Raw genomic sequence first — 20,113 nt, forward strand, 5'->3', positions numbered from 1 at the left:
TGAAAATATATATTAAATTTCCTTATAATGTAAAATAATAAAGTTACTAATAAAAAATATTAGTAAACTAGGTAATAAAATAGCAGCGATTAAAGATAAATTATTATAAGTAAGTATTTTTAATAAAATTTCTGATAACGAATATGCTATAAAACCTGAGAATAAACCTAATATAAGTATTTTTTCTTGTGCATTACAACGCTGTTTAAGACTAATAAAACAGCTAGCTAAAATTACGGTTGCCATCATCATTATAGGTTTAAATAATTGCTTATAATAATAAATTTGATAATTGATAGCAGATAAACCTGAATTTAATAATTCATTAATTAATTTAGGTAAAGCCCAAATAGACACCATCTCAGGACGCATAAATTTATTTACTAAACTATTAATTGATAAATTTGTCTGTATAGTTAAATTGTTGTAAGACTTAGTTTCATCTTTCATGGAAACCTTGACTCTATTTAGATATAACTTTTTATTTTTAATAATACCATATAATGCGTCAATTCTCTTTAAAAAAGAATTATTATTATCAATAAATAAAATTGTAATATTATTTAATTTTTGTTCAGCAACATCAATAAATTGTGTTTGAATAATTTGATTATGCTCATTTAAAGATTCAAAAAACAATAAACCTGATTCAGATATTAGACCCCCACTCAAGGCTTTTTTAGTTAATTTTGCTTCCAATATCGCATATTTTTGTAATCCTATAGTACTTATAGGATTCAACAAAGTCGTACAAATGATACCTAAAATTAAAGTTACAATACATGGTATAATAAGTACTTGCCAAATATGAATACCACTAGATAATATCGCAATTAATTCATTACTTTTTGTTAGATTTCTAAGAAAAAATAACATAGAAGTAAAACTTATTAACGAAGACACTTGAGTGAGTAAATAAGGAATCTTATATAAGATAAATCTCCAAAAAAAACTAAAAGGAACATAAATATTTTTGAACTTTTGTAAAAGATCAAAAATATTAGAGATAATTAATAGCACAATTAAAAGGAACAATATAATAAAGAAACACTTAGAATATAATTTAGTAAGGTACAAAGATAGTGTTTTTAGATTAATCATTATAAATTCAGTTCTAATACGAATTTAAATAAGAATGTGTGTGGTGGGGCTGGTAGGACTTGAACCTACGACCACACCGTTATGAGCGGCGTGCTCTAACCAACTGAGCTACAGCCCCTTTTTATGTGAAATTTATATAATTATTATCAAGTCAAGTCTAGTAAAATTTTTATATTTTTGATTTATCACATAAAAATGATGTATAAGTTTTTGATCTATAAAATACAGCCACAATAAAGTAGTTAACAAAGACATCTTAAAAATTTTCTAGATTGCGCACTCAGATGAATGATTCAGCGCAATGCAGTAACTTCTTGACCATGTGGCACAGTCTAAAATATTTAAATTATACCGTGTATTTACCAATAGGAGCAAAATACTTCTTAAGAACATAAGTACTCTGTATTCAGAAATCAATGCTTACATAATTTAGATAATGAAATAATAAATAAAAAGTCGAGTAATAAAACTCGACCTTTTAAAATAATAATTAAATTAGTAAATAATTTTATTGATGCACAACTGTTACAGCTCTACGATTATAAGAAAAAGCTTCCTCAGTATTGCCCATCATAGCAGGTTTATCTTTACCATAAGAGATGGTATTTAATCTATTATGAGCTATTCCTTTATTTGCTAAGAATTGTTTCGCAGCTGCTGCCCTTCTTTCGCCTAAAGCTATATTATAGTCTCTAGTACCTCTTTCATCACAATGTCCTTCAACAGTAACTTTAACTTCAGGGTGTTTTGATAACCAGCAAGCTTGTCTTTCTAGGTCTTCTTTAGCTTTTGGAGATAACGAAGCACTATCAAAAGCAAACCATACAGCATTACCTGCATATTTCTCGAAATCTTTCATTAATGATGTTTCTTCACATTGATTCACCATACCGGCCATTTGTGTGGTTTTTTTTGTTGTATTACACCCTACAAGCATAAATAATGCAAGAAAAGCTAATGTAATTTTTGTTTTCATAATTAAACTCCTTGAGATTATAATTTATAATATATGCATCATTTTAGCTAGTTATAACTAACTAAAGCTATGTGAGTTAGTATATATCATTATTTTATGAGTTTAAAGGCTAAAATATTATAAAATGCAATTACTCATGTATAAATGTGGTAAAAATATCATTTTTACAATTCAGATACTTTGGATTAAAGATATATGAAGACTATATTAATATAGGAAAATAGATCAATTTACAGTTTATAACAGCAGCATACATATTGAGTACTTTTTAGCACTTAAAAAGTATGCAATAACATAAAAATTTTAAAATACAAGTAACATATTCACCATCTTATTAATGCACTACCCCAAGTTAAACCTGCACCAATAGCCGAAAATAGTAAAATATCACCTTTTTTTATTTTACCTGATTCTTTAAGAGTACTCAAAGCAAGTGGTATAGAAGCTGCAGAGCAATTAGCATGTTTTTCTACTGTTTTTACTACTTTGTGCTCTTCTATATTTAATAGTTCAGCAAGTTTATTGATAATGCGGATATTGGCTTGATGCGGTATAAAATAATCAATATCACTTACACTGAATTGATTGGCATGGAGTAAATCTTCTATAGATTGAAGCATTTTTGCTATTGCATGACGAAATAATTTTTGACCCTGCATCACTATTTTACCGCTAGTACCATTCATACTTGTACCACCACTTGTATATAATATTTCATAATCAGTGCCGCTTGAGAAGATATTACTATCTATCAAACCAGATTCATCATTACTACGCTGTAATATTACACTACCTGCTCCATCACCAAATAACACACAAGTAGACCTGTCATTCCAATCTAAAAGTGATGTCATTTTCTCAGCTCCTATAAGCAAAATAGTTTTATATTTACCAGATACAATCAGAGAATTTGTCAATTGCAAACCATAAATAAAGCCAGCACATACTGCTTGTAAATCAAAAGATGGTATATTAGTTAAACCAAGATATCCATGCAGTTTAGTAGCAACAGAAGGAAAACTATTATCTGGTGTGGTAGTACATGTAATAATTAAATCGATATCATCCACTGATATCATAGCATCTTCTATAGCTTTCTGTGCTGATTTTAAAGCTAGATGAGACGTATACTCTGTATCACCCGCTATATGACGTTGAAAGATCCCTGTTCTTGTCCTAATCCATTTATCATTAGTATCAACAAATTTTGTTAGCTCATCATTACTAATTATTTTTTGAGGAAGATAGCCTCCAGAGCCGATAATTTTACAGGTCATAAATTTTAAGTACTTAAGCTACTTCTTCAGTGTCAATTTTTTTCATTACTACTTGACGATTATTATAAGTGCCATCTACTAAAGAAATGTGGTGTGGAAGCTTATATTCACCAGTTTGTGCGTCAACTACTACATTAACTTTACCAAGTGCTAAATGAGAACGTCTCATATTACGTTTTGACTTCGATGTTTTTTTCTTTGGAACTGCCATTATTAGCCTCGCTAAATAAATTAAAAAGTATTTGTCAAATTAGTGAAGAAGTATATTATAATCTTTGAATAAAATCTAGATAAAATTAAACTTATGAATATGAAAACTTTTATAACGTGTATTTTTAGTATATTAGCATTTTTTGCCTTAAATAGCTGCAAAACTATAGAAAATAGAGGGGCCTCAATAGATGATACGGAACTTGTAAAATTAGAATCTAAAAAACTAAATAAAATGGAAATCATAGAGTTAATAGGTACACCTACTATGGTACCGGAATATTCCCAAAATACTTGGTATTATGTTGAGAGAGTAATGTCTCAAAGAGCTTGGCTTAATCCAAAAATTCAAAAACAAAAGATAATAAAAATTACGTTTGATTCTAATAATTTGATGAAGGAATTAATAGTAATAGATGATTCTCATAGAGAAGATATAGAAATAGTGCGTGAATATACTAAGACACACGGAACAGAACTGAACGGACTACAAAAATTTGTGCAAAATTTAGGTAGATTCAATAATACCACTCATAAAAATAAGAATAAGAAGCAGAGACAAAGACCTTAATTATTTGCATCTCACAATATTGTATCGGGATCAAAAAATACTAATGTTATAGTTTAATCAGCAACCTACGTAGTGTTACAGTAAATTTTTTTGTTCTACACAACAATAACTGTATGATGGAATGACAACGAAGTAAAAAGTAACACCAACATACATAAAATAAAAAACTAGCTAATATGATTACAATATTTAATAAATTAAAACAAAGTTTGTCTAAAACTTCTAATACAATCTCTACAGGTATCGACAAAATATTTTACAAGAAAAAATTAGATCAAACAACTCTCAACGAACTTGAAGAACTGCTTATCTCAAGTGATATTAGTATTACAGTAGTAACACATATCATTGAAAAATTTAAAAATGTAAAATTTGATAAAACAATAGATAGTGATACAGTAAAAGAAGCAATTGCTAAATTAATAGAACAGCAACTATCAAAATCAGAAATTCCTTTTACTTTAAGTGAAAATAAGTTAAATATAATTTTAATTTGTGGTGTTAATGGAGTAGGAAAAACTACAACTATAGGTAAGCTTTCTGCACTCTATTCAGCACAAGGTAAAAAAGTAGCAGTCGCAGCATGTGATACCTTTAGAGCAGCTGCTATCAATCAACTAAGCAGTTGGGTAGATAGAGCAAATGCACTACTTATCACCGGCGAAGTATCAGCTGACCCTGCGAGTGTTGCTTACCGTGCTATTCAAGAATCGATAAAACAAAATATCGATATACTGTTTATTGATACCGCAGGCAGACTTCATAATAATAAAAATTTGATGGATGAACTTTCGAAAATTGTAAAAGTTATAAAAAAGCTAGACGAAAATGCACCAACTCATAGTATTTTAATAATTGATGCTGTTACAGGACAAAATACGTATAACCAAATAGAATATTTTAATGATGTTACTAATTTGACTGGACTTATCATAACGAAACTAGATGGTAGTGCTAAAGCTGGAGTACTTGTTGGAGCAGTACAAAAATTCAATTTACCAATATATTTTATTGGTATAGGCGAGCAGATAGAAGACTTAAAAATATTTAACAGACATGATTTTTCTAGAAGTCTAGTAGGATTGTGAGCTTTTACTGTGTGGGACAGGAAACATACTAGATGTCATCTAGCATCTTGAACACGTGATTCAACCAATAACATTGGTGTACATTATCAAGATACAAGATAATAGCCGAAATCTGCAATTCAAATTATATGACCTAATTGTATGACCTATATAAATAAAATCTAAAATGACTAAAAAAAATACCTTATTGCTCATAGACGGATACGGATTCGTTTTTAGAGCATATTATGCACAACAGTCTTTAAGTTCAGCAAAAGGTGAGCCTGTTGGAGCTCTTTATGGTTTTACCTCAATGCTACTGAAATTACTGAGCGACTTTAAACCTCAATATGGTGCGATAGTGTTTGACAGTGGTGGAAAAAATTTTCGCCATAAGATTTATCAAAATTATAAAGCTAACCGCCCCACACCTCCTGAGGATTTAATTGGACAATTACCTTTAATTCGTGATGTTGCAAGTCACTTAAACTTTGCTATTCTAGAAAAAAACGGTTATGAAGCCGATGATATTATTGCAACCTTTGCTACTAAAACAATTACACTTGGCAAAGAAGTAATAATTATCTCGTCAGATAAAGATTTATTACAGTTAATGAGTAAAAACATCAAAATATATGATCCGATAAAATGTAAATATATTACAGAGGATGACGTTATTATAAAATTTGGTACTACTCCTGATAAATTACGTGAAGTCATGGCTTTAATCGGTGACAGATCAGATAACATTCCAGGTGTCCCATCTATTGGACCAAAAACGGCAAGTAGCCTTATAACACAATTCGGTTCTGTAGAAAATATATTCAACTCTTTAGACCAAATCTCAAGCATAAAACAACGTAAAACTTTACAAAATTCAAGAGAAGCTGCATTAATTTCATGGAGGTTAATTGGTCTTGATTCTAACGTTGATCTAGATTTCAATTTAAATAATTTAGAATGGTCACATCCAAATAGTGAAAAATTAATAGGATTTTTACAAAAATATGGTTTTAAATCTTTATACAAAAGAGTAGAAAATTTATTCTATATTAAAATTAATGATCATGAAGAGATAGTAGATAATAAAGTCACTGAAGCAAAAGAAATTAGTAATGCTAGTGAATTAGAAAATTTCGCTAAAGAAGCTGAGAAAATAGGGATATTTGGAATATATTTACTACAACAGAAAGGAAATAATTGTGCATTGATTCTATCACTGCAAAACCAAAGCTATATTATTAAAATTACAAACAACAATCTTTTTCCATATAATGATAATATCAAAAATAATAACGACTGGTTTTCGTATATAATTTTAAATTTACTCACCAATAAATCCATTAAAAAAATTACTTACTCTCTGAAACATTTACTGAAGTTTTATGCAAACCAATCTCATAAAATTACAGCTATAGAAGATTTAGAACTAATGCAATATACTTTATCAGCAGGTTTAGTACAGAAAAATCTATTTGCAGAAACTTTAACAAAGGACAATATAATCAATGAATCAGCAAAAATAGTAATAAACTTTATCTCACTTTATAAACAAACTTTATTGGCACTGCAAAAGAACAAAGCTTTTAGACTATATCGTGAAATTGACTTACCAACATGTTTTATTTTAGACAAAATGGAGAAAATAGGGATTAAAGTAGATGCTAATTACTTACATCAGTTATCTGATGAATTTGGAACAGAAATTCTAAAAATTGAAGAAGAAATTTTTGCTCTTAGCGGCACTAAATTTAATATCGCTTCACAAAAACAACTAAGTGAGATTTTATTTAAAAAAATGCAATTACCTTCCGGTAATACTTTAGCTAAAACAAGCTCTTACTCAACAAAAGCTGGAATACTCAAAAAACTTAGTGAAGACGGATATCATATTGCAACTTTATTACTAAGATGGAGGCAACTTACAAAATTAAAAAATACTTATACTGATAGTTTACCGAAACAAATAAATAATATAACTAAGAGAATACATACAACATTTTTACAAACTTCTACCACGACAGGAAGACTTAGCTCACAAGAACCTAATCTGCAAAACATACCTACTCGGTCTAGTGATGGCAATAAAATCAGACAAGCATTTATTGCAGAAGATGGTTATAAATTAATATCTGCCGATTATTCTCAAATTGAGCTTAGAATATTAAGCCATATCGCAAATGTAGATGTACTAAAACAAGCATTTATTAATAAAGAGGATATTCATACTCAAACTGCTTGTCAGATTTTTAATTTACAAAAACATGAATTGACTAGCGAACATAGACGTAAAGCAAAGGCGATAAATTTTGGTATTATTTATGGTATCAGTGCTTTTGGCCTTGCTAAGCAATTAAACGTTAGTAACGGAACAGCTGCCGAATATATCAAACAATATTTTGCTGAATATAAAGGAATGCAAGAATATATGGTACAAACGAAAGCTTACGCAAATAGAAATGGCTATGTCACGAATTTCTTTGGCAGGAAATGTTTTATACCTCTAATTCATGATAAAAAGCTAAAACAATTTGCAGAGCGTGCAGCTATTAATGCTCCAATTCAAGGAACTAGTGCCGATATAATTAAAATTGCTATGATCAAGCTAGCCCAAGAGATAGAAAAACGTAAACTCAAAACAAGACTAATACTACAAATTCATGATGAATTATTATTTGAAGTTCCTGAGATTGAATTAGAACTCGTAATTCCTATTATTAAAAAAATCATGGAATATTCTACTAATATTGATGTACCGATTATAACCGAAATTAGAGCAGGTAATAACTGGAAAGAAATACACTAAATGTATAATAATCTCTATAAAAACATAGTTGCTAGGTTGTATACTATTTCATTTACGTAATACATTACAATATGTAGTTTAGTTGTTCACTCATTACATTGAGCATTACACATGAATTCTATTAAGTGCACAATTTAATTTATAGATTTTTAAATGATTGCGTTGTAGTTAAACTCCTCAAAATAGCAGTTTTAGTATCAACGTGTGCAACACACAATAAAGCATCAAATAAAAATTATTATATACTATTTTACTATTTGAAGAATTTTAAAAAGGAGCATAATATATGGAAAATTTTGTATTCACTTCTGAATCGGTTTCCGAAGGACATCCAGACAAAATTGCTGATCAAATTTCAGATGCAGTACTGGACGAAATTTTAAAGCATGATCCTAATGGACGTGTTGCTTGTGAAACCTTTGTTACAACCGGTTTAGTTTTAGTAGGCGGCGAAATTACGACTAATACCTATGTCGATATTGAACAAGTAGTACGAAATAAAATACACGAAATAGGCTATAATAATCCAAGTTATGGATTTGATGGTAGTTGTTGTGCTGTAATTTCGTCTATCGTCAAACAATCACCTGATATTGCTATGGGTATTGATAATGCAAATGAAGAGGAAATAGGAGCAGGTGATCAAGAAATGGTTTTCGGTTATGCATGCAATGAAACGAAAAGTTTAATGCCTGCACCTATTTACTATGCTCATCTATTAATGAAAAGACAAGCATATTTACGTAAACAAAATATACTTTCTTGGCTCAGACCTGATGCAAAGTCACAAGTCACGCTACGATACGAAAATAACAAACCTATTGTTATTGATTCAGTAGTTTTATCAACTCAGCATCATCCAGAAATACAGCAAAAAGATCTAATTGAAGCAGTAATAGAAGAAATCATTAAGCCTACCTTACCAACGCATTTACTTCATAAAGACACTAAATACCTAATTAACCCAACAGGTAGGTTTGTTATAGGAGGTCCTGTTGCCGATTGTGGTTTAACTGGTAGAAAAATTATTGTGGACAGCTATGGAGGAATGGCAAAACACGGTGGTGGTTGCTTTTCTGGAAAAGATCCAACAAAAATAGATAGGTCTGCTGCTTACATGGCACGTTATATCGCTAAAAATATAGTAGGCTCAGGACTAGCAGATCGCTGTGAAATACAAATATCATATGCGATAGGTGTGGCTTCTCCTGTATCTGTTTATGCTGAAACTTTCGGTACTAGCAAATTAAGTAATGAACAAACTACTAAGCTCATAACAGAGCATTTTGATATGCGTCCCGGCAAAATCATTAAAAATCTTAAGCTTCATACTCAATGTTATCAAAAAACAGCTTCTTACGGTCATTTTGGTCGCGAAGACGAAAATTTCACATGGGAACAATTAGATAAAGTCGATATATTTAAGTCAATATAACTCGGAGTGCAATACAGAGTAGTATACACAGATCAACTTTTAAAAAAACAAGGAGTTTATAAGCTCATAAGCTAAGGAGTAGAGTGTATAAAAGTAGATGTTGATCATAGCTCTTACAAATACTATAAAGTCAATTTCTCAGTTCATAATTTATGCATTATTTTTTTGTAATACATTATATTATTGAAAAACTAAGCACACAAAGTTAAGCCTTAGAAGCATACGTAAATGTTAGTATGCAATGAAAGCAACTCAGTATACACAATACTTGACAATACATAGTGACTATGACACCTCTACAACAGGTTACACAATTTTAGACGCATACTATCTATAGGGCTAGCTGTTATAAAGCATTACTTGAAACTTATAACGCTTTGAATCGGGATTGGTTAATTGCTTAAAATTAGCTTTATAAGCAATCGTTTTTTAATTTAACTTGCTTAACTGTATTAGCACAAGAGAATAGTTTTAAAAATTGTAAAACTACAGGCAGGAATATAATGAACTTCAAAAAACTTGATAATGATACTTTATCATATTCCACTCATACTACTACTATGTTATAAATTGCTCAAGAAAAAGTAAAAATATTTTATAAAATGCTATTGGTATGCAAAAAGAAAATCAACAAAAAGATGAATTATCTAAAAAATAAATGCAACAATAGGACACACACAGTAAAGCAAAATTCAGATTGATCAGATATGGACTCAAGATATAATAACGTTGCTAAAAATCTCATTTAAAATATATTACAAAATTGCTATGCGTGTTTCCATATAATGGCAATGATTTAACTATATATCAGCGATCTAAAACATAATAATAAACGTCAACTTATTTTAAAGATTACAGAAAAACTCAAACAAAAAAAGTTTTAGTATTAATTAAATCAGAAAATAACACAAAACAATACTGAATAATAAAGAGCTCAAGCTATCTCCGAAGTAAATAAGAAATTGAATGCTTGTATAAAAGATATGAAACAAAAGCATCAGAAGAAATCAATGAAGTTGTTAATAATAAATTAACAAGAGAATAGATTAATATACAAACTTTCACACCGAGCAAACCGAGCATATTAATATAAAACTCCTAAACATTGAAAAACAAAAAACACTACAACAATAACTTGGATACAATATACTCAAAATTCGCTTGTATCCAACTTTCCGCAGGACACTAATTAAAGTAGCAAAATAAAATTTATTAAATAATTGAAATTAATAAAAATCTACTAAATATTATAGTATAGGAAAACATCAATAATATTTTCAATAACCACTGAGAACTTAACAAACAAAATATCAAAAATACATTTTATAAGTATAAAAGTAATTAAAGAACAAATTGTATTACAATCCATAATTAATGATTGTAAAGCATTAATTCAAGATCCAAATCTTGTGCAAAATATCAATTTATAAAAAGAAACATCGACTAATATATTGAGTTTAGAAAAAAAATAGTTTTAAAATAAATATTAATCAATAATGGAAATAAAATTGGAATATATAAAATTCATCGAATATATTGACTTAATATCTCAAAATCTTGCACTTGAAGAAAAAACGTTTCAGATAATGTAATTTTTGCAACAAAATGCTTTACATCTTTGCTTTGTAAATAGATTGTAGCTTTAGCATTACTTTGATATCCGTGACCAGTACGAGATACAAGCAATGTTATTATCTGCTCTAATTCTGCATAATTTTGTGGATAAAGTTGTAGTTCAAATTGTCTATTATTAATTGCATCTTCAATGGATAAAAAGCTTTTGGCCGTGAGTTTTATTCCACCTTCATCTTTAACTATATCACAATTAACGACTACTAAACTTTTAACATCAAGTAAATGTACATAATCTTTTAACACTTCCTCACTAAAAATAGTAAGTTCAAAGATATTTTCAGGATCAGAAAGAACAAGAGTTACGAATCTACCTCTTGCCGACATGCGAGAATCCTTTTTTTGTATTACACCAGCAAGCGTTACTTGGTTAGTACCGTTAGGTAATTTATTATATAAATCCCTAGTATTTAGGATATTTAAACGACTAAATATTTCTTGATATTCCGTAAGAGGATGATTAGAGATAAATAAACCCATAGACTCAAATTCATAAAAAGCTAAAGTATTTTTATCTGCATAATTGCTTGATACTAAAATAGTTGGACTTAAACTAGAAACTTTAATTAAGCTAAATTGATTAGATTCCTGCTCTTGATGATATGAAGTTGAATAAGCAATTAATTTTGGAACACTTAAAAATAACTGCAATCTATTATCATGCAACTCATCAAAACAACCTGCCTTGATTAAATTTTCCAACAATTTACTGTTAATAGATTTTGGGGGTAATCTTTCAATAAAATCAGTAATTGATTTAAATGCTCCCCTTGCTTTTCGTTCATCTGTTACTAACTTACCAAAATTTGGTGTCACGCCCTTAATAGCACCTAAAGCAAAAATTATTGTACTTTCATCTTTATAATACAACGACTTAACCGCAGTATCTTTTATATCAATCTCATTGTTCAATCGAGGTATTAAAGGTTTTGTGTTATGCGTAATAACAGTGTCCGAAGACTTTACACTAAAATACCCTTCAGAAATATTAATATTAGGTGCAATAATTTTGATACCATTATCTTTTGCTTCTTGCAGGAATAAATTAATTTTATCATGATTATTTAATTCAAGGTTTAAACATGCTACTAAAAATTCAGCAGGATAATTAGCTTTTAGATAAGCAGTTTGGTATGAAATAACACCATAAGCTGCAGCATGAGCCTTATTAAAACCATATCCAGCAAATTTAGCAACAGTCGCAAAAATAGATTTAGCTTGCGACTGTGAAATATTATTAGCAATTGCTCCTTTTACAAAAATCTCTTCCTGCTCTTCCATTTCTTTTTTGATCTTCTTACCCATTGCCCTACGAAGCAAATCAGCAGCACCAAGTGTATACCCTGCGAGCACTTGTGCTATTCTTTGTACTTGCTCTTGATATATTACTACTCCATATGTTTCTTCCAATATCGGCTTTAATAATTTATGTAAATAATCAGGTTGCTGTAATTTATGTTTACAAGCTATATATGTAGGAATATTTTCCATAGGACCTGGACGATATAATGCACCAAGGGCTATCAAATCATGTATAGAATCAGGTTTAAGACGTCTAAGCGCATCTTTCATACCAATACTTTCAAATTGGAAAACCCCGACTCCTTTACCTTTACACAACATTTGATAAGTCTTATTATCATCAAACGTCATATCGTCAAAATCTATTTCTATACCTTGCTCTTTAAGTAATTTTTTACAATTAGTAATAACTGTTAAAGTTTGGAGTCCTAAAAAATCAAATTTGATTAAACCAGCAATCTCGGAATATTTCATAGAATAACCGACGATCAACATATCGGAGTTAGCATCTTTATATACAGGTACTATATCAACTAAATCAGTCCCTGCTATTACGATTCCTGCGGCATGGGTTGATGAATGTCTATGTAATCCCTCAAGAATTAACGAAGTATCAAGCACTAACTTAATTAACTCTGCGTCACCCTCTAAATTGTACAATCCCTTACCTTTAGCAGCATTTGCAAGCTCTGGGACTTCACGTATTGCCTGTTCTAGGCTTACTGGATTAACTGCACTAAAAGGAACAAGCTCAGTGAGATAATCAGCACATTTATAAGGTAGGCTAAGCACACGAGCGACATCCTTAATTACGGCTTTTGCCTGCATCTTACCAAAAGTTATAATTTGTCCTACTCTATTATTACCATATTTAGAACATACATAATTAATTACTTCCTCTCTCCTTTCTTGACAAAAATCAATATCAAAATCAGGCATTGAAATACGTTCAGGATTTAAAAATCTTTCAAATAATAAACCAAATTTAATCGGATCGAGGTCAGTAATAAGCAAGCTCCAAGCAACAACTGATCCAGCTCCAGAGCCTCTACCAGGTCCCACTAAAATACCATGTTTTTTGCTCCATTTAATAAAATCTGATACAATCAAAAAATAACCAGCAAAATTCATATTACAGATAATATCTAGCTCATAATTAAGACGAGTAAAATATTCAGTTTTTAATTTTTCTTGATGCTCTCGAGAAATATTTTCAGCTTTAAACTTTGTAACCAGCCGTGCAAGCAACCCCTCTTTTGCATATTTTCTAATTAAATATGTTTCACTAATGTCTTGGGTTGAAAAATTAGGCAGCATTGGTGGATTTGGATGTGCCGCGAAATAACAACGCTCTCTTAAATTAACAGTATTTTGGATTGCATTAGGTAGATCAGAAAACAACTTTTTCATTTCAGCAGGAGATTTAAAATAACAATTTTCACTAACTGTTTTACGATCAGGATATTCTTTAGTAACACCTTCTGATATACATAACAATACATCATGTGCATAATGCATGCTTTTTTCACTAAATAACACTTTATTAGTAGCAACAATCGGAATAGATAATTCAGAAGCTATCTGAATATAACTATTCTCAATAAACTGTTCTTCTGGTAAATCATGTCTCATAATCTCAAAGTAAAAACGATCTCCTAAAATTGCCTGTAATCTACGAGCAAACATAATCGCGTGTTCCTGCTTGCGGGCTAGCAAGCATTTGCCAACAATACCATCAGTATAACAACATAACGCTATTAATCCCTCCTGATATTTGATTAAATCTTCAAAATTAATGTGATCACATATCTTACGATCATTCTTAGTAAAAGTCAGGCTTGACAGTTTGAGTAAATTTTTATAACCAGTTTCATCTTTAGCGATCAACAAAATTTGTGCAAAAACGTTTATATCATATTGTATATTAAGAATAACACCGTGAATTGGCTGCAGCTTTTTTTTTACAGCGTATAATGCAAACTCTAGTGAGCCAAATAAGTTACCTCTGTCTGACAAACAAAGAGCAGGCATTTTATGCAATAAAGCAAGTTCTACAACTTTTTCTATCGTTAAGGCACTTTCTAAGAAAGAATAGGAGCTTTGTGTTCTTAAATGTATAAATTCAGATTGCATTTTAAATTAATTATAATAAAGTATTATTGTGCAAAGTGTAAAAACGTAGAGCACCTCAAAATCTAATTAAACAGTATAAAACCTGAGATTACTAAATCAATCCTACACATCTCATTATGACTTTGCTTATTTAGTTAAATTTTACTTCCAACTGCATAATATCTAAAACCGATTTTTTTCATTACTTCATTATCTAGTATATTCCTAAGGTCAATAATCATCGGTGATTTTACTAAATCATAAATTTCTTGCCAATTAAGTTCTTTAAATTCTGACCACTCAGTCGCAATAACTATAATATCCACTGATTCACATGCTTCAACGGCTGAAGCAAAATATAATAAATTTTTATGTTCCAAATTCTTTTTAGCATTTTCAAGACCAATAGGATCAAATGCTTTAACATACACATCTTTATTTAATAAGATAGTTATAATTTCGATTGCAGGACTGGCTCTAACATCATCTGTTCCGGCTTTATACGTTAATCCTAAAATTGCTATATTTCTACCTTTTAAATCTCCATCTAACAAAGTAGCTATTTTAGCTACCATATTACCTGGCCGTAGCTTATTACTCTTTATCACTGACTTAAGAATCTTACAATCGATCTTATAATTTTCAACAAGATTATTTAATGCTAGAATATCTTTTGGGAAACACGAGCCACCAAAACCAGGTCCTGCATTTAAAAAATTTCGACCGATTCTTTGATCAAGCCCTACACCTTGAGACAAATCTTTAATATTAGCACCTATTTTTTCACATAAATCAGCCATTTCATTAATAAAAGCAATTTTGGTTGCTAAAAAACTATTTGAAGCATATTTAATAAGCTCACTCGTGACTAAATTTGTTACTAAAAACTTTACACCTTGTTCTATTAAAGGAGCATAAATTGTCCTCAATAGCGCCTCTGATTCTTGATTATTCACACCGACAACTATACGATCAGGATATAAAAAATCTTCTACCGCACTCCCTTCTCTTAAAAACTCAGGATTAGAAGCAACATTAAACGAAAAGCCTTTTGCTTTTAAATAAGCTATAATATTATTGCAACTACCTGGCGGGACAGTAGATTTTATGACAATTAAACAATCCTTATTTATATGTTTTGATACTTTATCAACAGCATCATAAACATACTTTAAATCTGCTTCTCCCAACTCTTTTGAAGGTGTACCTACCGTAATAAATACGGCATCAACATTTCTAAAGTCATTGCTATAAATATTTGTAAATTTTAACCTATCAGATTCCAAAGCTTGCTTAAGATATTCATCAAGTTTAGCTTCATAAATCGGTAATATTTTCTTATTTAATTTTGATATCTTAACATCATCATTATCAAAACAAGTCACATTATGACCTAAATAACCCATAATAATACCTGAGACTAATCCAACATATCCACTACCGATAAATGTAATATTCATAATTTTTTGTGATTTTTATATTAAATTTTTAAATTATACGTTATATTCCAAGTGTATACCTCAAATAAATGAAGAGTAGTATAAGAATCGACTTCAGAAAGAACCAAGAATCCATATTACAAAGAGCTGAAGCTGTTAATTCAGGTTTAGTACTGCAGTACTTTTAGGATGACTTAGCAAATTTTTGGAGTTCTATCTGAGTATAGAAAGCTTTTATCATATTTCAATAGATTTACAAGCTCAAATGAATTTTATTAAAAAAACCTTTTTTAGTATTTTGATAATACTGATTTCATTATCTTTTGCTATAACTCTAACTGTGTATAGTGTAAATAAAGGACATTTAAATGCACCTTTGAAAAAAATAATTGAATTTTATTTAAGTAAAAATGATATAAAAGCTATACTACATAATTTAGAATTTAAAGAAAACCGATTATCAATCGGGTACATTTCCTTAAGTCTTATAGATAACGCTAGAGGCGAAATTAAAGATTTTAATCTTTTTTTGAATTTCAAAAATTTCTTTTCTCATGCGTTAATAGAGGCTAATTTTAATATTGATAACATTTCTGTAATCTCCAATAACAATGAAGAGATTATCAATACTTCAACTACTGGTCATTATTCATTAAATATAATGAAAAAAGCTTCTCTAACTGACATACAAGTAACTTCAATCAAAAGTGATATTTTAACTGATGAGCAAGGAGCAAACTTACCTCTAGGCAATGCTTTATGCTCATATAAAATAGCCTATTCTAAAGGACATACAAAAACAGTTAATTGCAAGCTCACCTTTGGGGATAAAGCTTATTTATTACTAAATGGTATAATAACTAATAAAACTATCAACACAAGTGCAGCGGCTGCAAATATGCCTTTAATAATTTATCAAACCGTTGAAAAAATTATTCCGGATAATCCTATAATCGCATATTTACGAGAACATATAAAACAAGGTTTTATACAAAATGGAGAATTAAATATTAAATTAGATAAAAAATTATTTAAAAAAAATATTTTAGTTGAAGATAATTTAAAAGCAAATTTACATATCTCGAATTTTGAGTATAAATATCATAAAGATTTACCGCCTTTGACTAAAATTGATACTAATATAATAATTTCAGGGCCAGAAATAAAATTTCTAATTAATGAAGCATATAGTGGTAAAAGTCTCATTGCAGATGGTATTATGACTTTCAAATGGGAAGGACCGGATAAATCACAATTTATTTTTAATGCTACTGCTAAAGGTGAAATTAACGACTTAATTGCTTTTATTCCAAGTGATACATATAAAAAGATTAAAGCTCAAAATATTGATCTTAGCAAAATCAAAGGAACAGCAAATTCAATAATAGAGCTAATAATTCCTATTAGCTCAGATGTCCCTAATAGCTATAATGTTGTATCAACATTAACAAATATCTCTTTTAACACCTTAGACAATAATATCCTATTACAACACGGTGAAGCAAAAGGTAGTTTAAAAGATAATAAACTAAATATTAGCGGCAAAGGTAACATTAATAATTATGAAAGTAGTTTTATTTATGATCATGATATATCAGATAAACATAATGAGTGCTTATTTAAAATAAAAAGTAATATTACAGCAAAGAATCAAAGATTTGGGGTGTTAAAATTAATTTCAGGCGCCACCATTTTAAATTTTGAGTATAAAAAACAACATAATAATGAGAGTTTTATTACAGTGCATTCTAATCTTGATAATTTAGAATTTTATATAGATAAAGTATCTATTCATAAAAAATTATATAAAAGAGCGAATTTATATTTAAATACTAAATTAAATGATAAAAATGCTGATAGAGATATTGAATTTAACCTTTCAGGACAGGATAATTTAAAAATTCACGGTAATGCATTAATTAAAGAAAATATTTATAATATTAATCTAGCCGCTGTGAAACATAATTATACAGACTTAAAAGGAAAAATAATTATAGATAACCATAATCTTAATACAGAACTTTATGGAAGCGTATTAGATTTATCAAATGCTAATATGATGCAGTTTCTAGAAAAAGAGGGAGATTCGACACATAATATTAATTTTAAAACTAATATATCAAAAATAATTTTGAAAAATAATATAATGCTAACTAATCTTGATTTAGAAATTAAATGTGATAAAGTACGGTGTTTTTATGGTTTTCTCAATGCTAATCTTGAGAATAAAAAAGTTAATATGTCTCTTACTGCTAAGGACACTTTTGAACAATGGCTAATTGAATCAGATAATGCAGGAGCATTGCTTAATGGACTTGGAATGTATACCACTATGCAAAACGGCAAGATTAACATCAAGTTAAATACAAAAAGATATGAAGTAAAAAAAGGTGAAATAGTACCGATATTATACGGTAAATTTTCTATAAAACATTTTAAGGTAGTCGATACTCCTTTTTTAACACGTCTTGTGTCCTTTGTTTCATTGCCTGGTTTTCTTAGTTCAATAACTAATAATAAAAATATTTTATTTGAAGACATGACTGGTAAATTTAATTATAGAGAGAATATAATTACAATTTTCGATACAGAAGCGCATGGACCATTCTTTGATTTTACTATGAAAGGTAATATTGATACCAAGCAGCAATTAATTACGGTTACAGGCAATGTTATTCCTTCCTTTTTCCTAATTAGCACTATTGTAACTAAAATACCAGTAGTCGGTAAAATATTTTCTAAAGTAGCACTTTACTCATTAAGAATGCACTATAAATAGCTATATTACGTGTACAAAAAATTATATTTAATTGGTATTTTACTTTTAGGCTTAATTTCTGGTCTTACGTTCAATTTAATTTTTTTTACTGTCCCATATCAATTATCCGAAGCGAAATACACAACTGATATAGTGGGCTCAATATCTCTAGCCGCTTTCCCATATTGCTTAAAAGTTATATGGTCGCCTTTTATAGATAAATACTCTATACCTTTTTTAGGTGTTAAATTCGGTCACAGGCGTGGCTGGGCCTTGGTATCACAAATATTTTTAATACTCACGATGATGTGGTTCTTAAAAAGAAGTCCTTGTAATAACTTATGTATTACTGCAATTATCTTATTTATTATTGCATTTTGCAGTTCTACACAAGATATTGTACTGGATGCATATAGGATTGAGCGGACAACATCTAAAAAAGAACTTTCAATAGCTTTTACTTTTAGTAGCATAGGGTTTCGTTTAGGTATGTTACTTGGAAGCGTTGGTGCTTTATATTCATCAATTATTTTCGGCTGGAATACAGTATATAAATTTGCTTTATTCATTACTATGGTTGGACCTATAGTAATATTATGTATCAAAGAACCTGAACTTAAAACAAAACGTAATACAACTAATAATTTAATAGATTTACAACAATATTTTGAAGTTATTAAAAAAAGTATTATATCATTTAAAAATGAACAAAAATATTTATTACTAATTATATTGTTTGTCTTTTTATATAAAGCGGCAGATTCCATACCAATGGCTATGAGTATACCGTTATTTCTAGATTTAAGTTTTACTACTCATGAAATTGCCGTTATTTACAAAGCTTATGGATTACTAATCATGATAGTCGGAGGGACCTTAGGCGGTATTTTAGCTGCAAAAATAGGGATATTTCATAGTGTCTTAATTGGAGGAGTGATTCAATTATTGTCACCTATTATGTTTATGATTCTTGCGACCATCGGTTATGATATCAAGACATTTATAATAACCATTACAATACAAAATTTTTGTTCAGGCTTTGCAGGCACTATTATCTCGATTTATTTTGCTAGTCTTTGTAATAGTGAATTTGTTGCTACACAATATTCTATTAGTTCCTCTTTTAGTTCTCTGAGTCGTATTATTTTAGCTAGCCTTGGCGGTATTTGCGCAAAACATCTTACTTGGCCTGTATTCTTTTTATGTAATACTCTATTTAGCATGTTATTTATACCTATCTTTTATATATATAGAAAAAAACTACACTTTATAAATTATTCTAAAAAGATATGACAATTATTAAAAAAGGTTTATAATATTGAGATATACTTGTTTAATCTGCAAAATTGATATAAAGTCCTATAAGTACTGCTAACATATTAATACACACTCTACTCCTCATCTTATAGACTGATCACTATTTTCCA

Annotated in this window: 12 protein-coding genes and 1 tRNA gene; 6 read left to right on the forward strand and 7 right to left on the reverse strand. The window is 29.3% G+C overall.

Translation table 11 applies throughout. From position 1 onward, the window contains the following. Nucleotides 1-12: 12 nt before the first annotated feature. From RT_RS03725 to rpmF, 5 genes are all read right to left on the reverse strand, one after another. Nucleotides 13-1,101, reverse strand: coding sequence for an LptF/LptG family permease (locus RT_RS03725; protein WP_011191188.1), 1,089 nt, complete (start codon nt 1,099-1,101; stop codon nt 13-15). A 41-nt stretch (nt 1,102-1,142) separates the two neighbouring features. Further along, nucleotides 1,143-1,219 (reverse strand) — tRNA-Ile (locus tag RT_RS03730). 390 nt (nt 1,220-1,609) lie between these two features. Further along, the gene (gene pal / locus RT_RS03735; RefSeq protein ID WP_011191189.1) at nt 1,610-2,077 is read right to left on the reverse strand and encodes a peptidoglycan-associated lipoprotein Pal; all 468 of its coding nucleotides are present in this window, start codon (nt 2,075-2,077) and stop codon (nt 1,610-1,612) included. A gap of 323 nt (nt 2,078-2,400) precedes the next feature. Then, complete coding sequence (locus RT_RS03740; RefSeq protein ID WP_011191190.1) at nt 2,401-3,354, reverse strand: ketoacyl-ACP synthase III; 954 nt, start codon at nt 3,352-3,354, stop codon at nt 2,401-2,403. A 13-nt stretch (nt 3,355-3,367) separates the two neighbouring features. Then, nucleotides 3,368-3,565, reverse strand: a complete 198-nt coding sequence (rpmF, locus tag RT_RS03745; protein WP_011191191.1) for a 50S ribosomal protein L32 — start codon at nt 3,563-3,565, stop codon at nt 3,368-3,370. Between the two features lie 99 nt (nt 3,566-3,664). Here rpmF and bamE point away from each other — a divergent pair, with 99 nt between their 5' ends. The 4 genes from bamE to metK all read left to right on the forward strand — a co-directional run bounded on the left by bamE (nt 3,665) and on the right by metK (nt 9,443). Beyond that, on the forward strand, nt 3,665-4,135 hold the full coding sequence (bamE, locus tag RT_RS03750; protein WP_014419467.1) for an outer membrane protein assembly factor BamE: 471 nt from the start codon (nt 3,665-3,667) through the stop codon (nt 4,133-4,135). 176 nt (nt 4,136-4,311) lie between these two features. Continuing rightward, nucleotides 4,312-5,223, forward strand: coding sequence for a signal recognition particle-docking protein FtsY (gene ftsY, locus RT_RS03755; RefSeq protein ID WP_011191193.1), 912 nt, complete (start codon nt 4,312-4,314; stop codon nt 5,221-5,223). A gap of 166 nt (nt 5,224-5,389) precedes the next feature. Beyond that, nucleotides 5,390-8,008 carry a DNA polymerase I gene (gene polA, locus RT_RS03760; protein ID WP_011191194.1) on the forward strand — a complete coding sequence of 873 codons (2,619 nt, stop codon included), beginning with the start codon at nt 5,390-5,392 and terminating at the stop codon, nt 8,006-8,008. Between the two features lie 286 nt (nt 8,009-8,294). Beyond that, nucleotides 8,295-9,443: a methionine adenosyltransferase gene (gene metK, locus RT_RS03765; protein ID WP_011191195.1), complete on the forward strand. Its 1,149-nt coding sequence runs from the start codon at nt 8,295-8,297 to the stop codon at nt 9,441-9,443. A 1,524-nt stretch (nt 9,444-10,967) separates the two neighbouring features. On the opposite strand, the gene dnaE is transcribed toward metK, so the two are convergent. Next, on the reverse strand, nt 10,968-14,510 hold the full coding sequence (dnaE, locus tag RT_RS03770) for a DNA polymerase III subunit alpha (RefSeq protein ID WP_011191196.1): 3,543 nt from the start codon (nt 14,508-14,510) through the stop codon (nt 10,968-10,970). Nucleotides 14,511-14,644: 134 nt separating this feature from the next. After that, on the reverse strand, nt 14,645-15,949 hold the full coding sequence (locus tag RT_RS03775; protein ID WP_011191197.1) for a UDP-glucose dehydrogenase family protein: 1,305 nt from the start codon (nt 15,947-15,949) through the stop codon (nt 14,645-14,647). A gap of 244 nt (nt 15,950-16,193) precedes the next feature. On the opposite strand from RT_RS03775, the gene RT_RS03780 reads away from it, so the two are divergent. After that, on the forward strand, nt 16,194-18,707 hold the full coding sequence (locus tag RT_RS03780; RefSeq protein ID WP_011191198.1) for a DUF3971 domain-containing protein: 2,514 nt from the start codon (nt 16,194-16,196) through the stop codon (nt 18,705-18,707). Nucleotides 18,708-18,716: 9 nt separating this feature from the next. Further along, complete coding sequence (locus tag RT_RS03785) at nt 18,717-19,979, forward strand: MFS transporter (protein ID WP_011191199.1); 1,263 nt, start codon at nt 18,717-18,719, stop codon at nt 19,977-19,979. The last annotated feature ends 134 nt before the right edge of the window (nt 19,980-20,113 follow it).

The organism is Rickettsia typhi str. Wilmington (assembly GCF_000008045.1).
In the GTDB taxonomy this organism is placed as follows: Bacteria; Pseudomonadota; Alphaproteobacteria; order Rickettsiales; family Rickettsiaceae; genus Rickettsia; species Rickettsia typhi.

Bases quoted from the DNA above. Each gene is read 5' to 3' on its own strand.
- RT_RS03725 (WP_011191188.1), bottom strand. From the start codon at position 1,101: ATGATTAATCTAAAAACACTATCTTTGTACCTTACTAAATTATATTCT.
- pal (WP_011191189.1), bottom strand. From the start codon at position 2,077: ATGAAAACAAAAATTACATTAGCTTTTCTTGCATTATTTATGCTTGTA.
- RT_RS03740 (WP_011191190.1), bottom strand. From the start codon at position 3,354: ATGACCTGTAAAATTATCGGCTCTGGAGGCTATCTTCCTCAAAAAATA.
- rpmF (WP_011191191.1), bottom strand. From the start codon at position 3,565: ATGGCAGTTCCAAAGAAAAAAACATCGAAGTCAAAACGTAATATGAGA.
- bamE (WP_014419467.1), top strand. From the start codon at position 3,665: ATGAAAACTTTTATAACGTGTATTTTTAGTATATTAGCATTTTTTGCC.
- ftsY (WP_011191193.1), top strand. From the start codon at position 4,312: ATGATTACAATATTTAATAAATTAAAACAAAGTTTGTCTAAAACTTCT.
- polA (WP_011191194.1), top strand. From the start codon at position 5,390: ATGACTAAAAAAAATACCTTATTGCTCATAGACGGATACGGATTCGTT.
- metK (WP_011191195.1), top strand. From the start codon at position 8,295: ATGGAAAATTTTGTATTCACTTCTGAATCGGTTTCCGAAGGACATCCA.
- dnaE (WP_011191196.1), bottom strand. From the start codon at position 14,510: ATGCAATCTGAATTTATACATTTAAGAACACAAAGCTCCTATTCTTTC.
- RT_RS03775 (WP_011191197.1), bottom strand. From the start codon at position 15,949: ATGAATATTACATTTATCGGTAGTGGATATGTTGGATTAGTCTCAGGT.
- RT_RS03780 (WP_011191198.1), top strand. From the start codon at position 16,194: ATGAATTTTATTAAAAAAACCTTTTTTAGTATTTTGATAATACTGATT.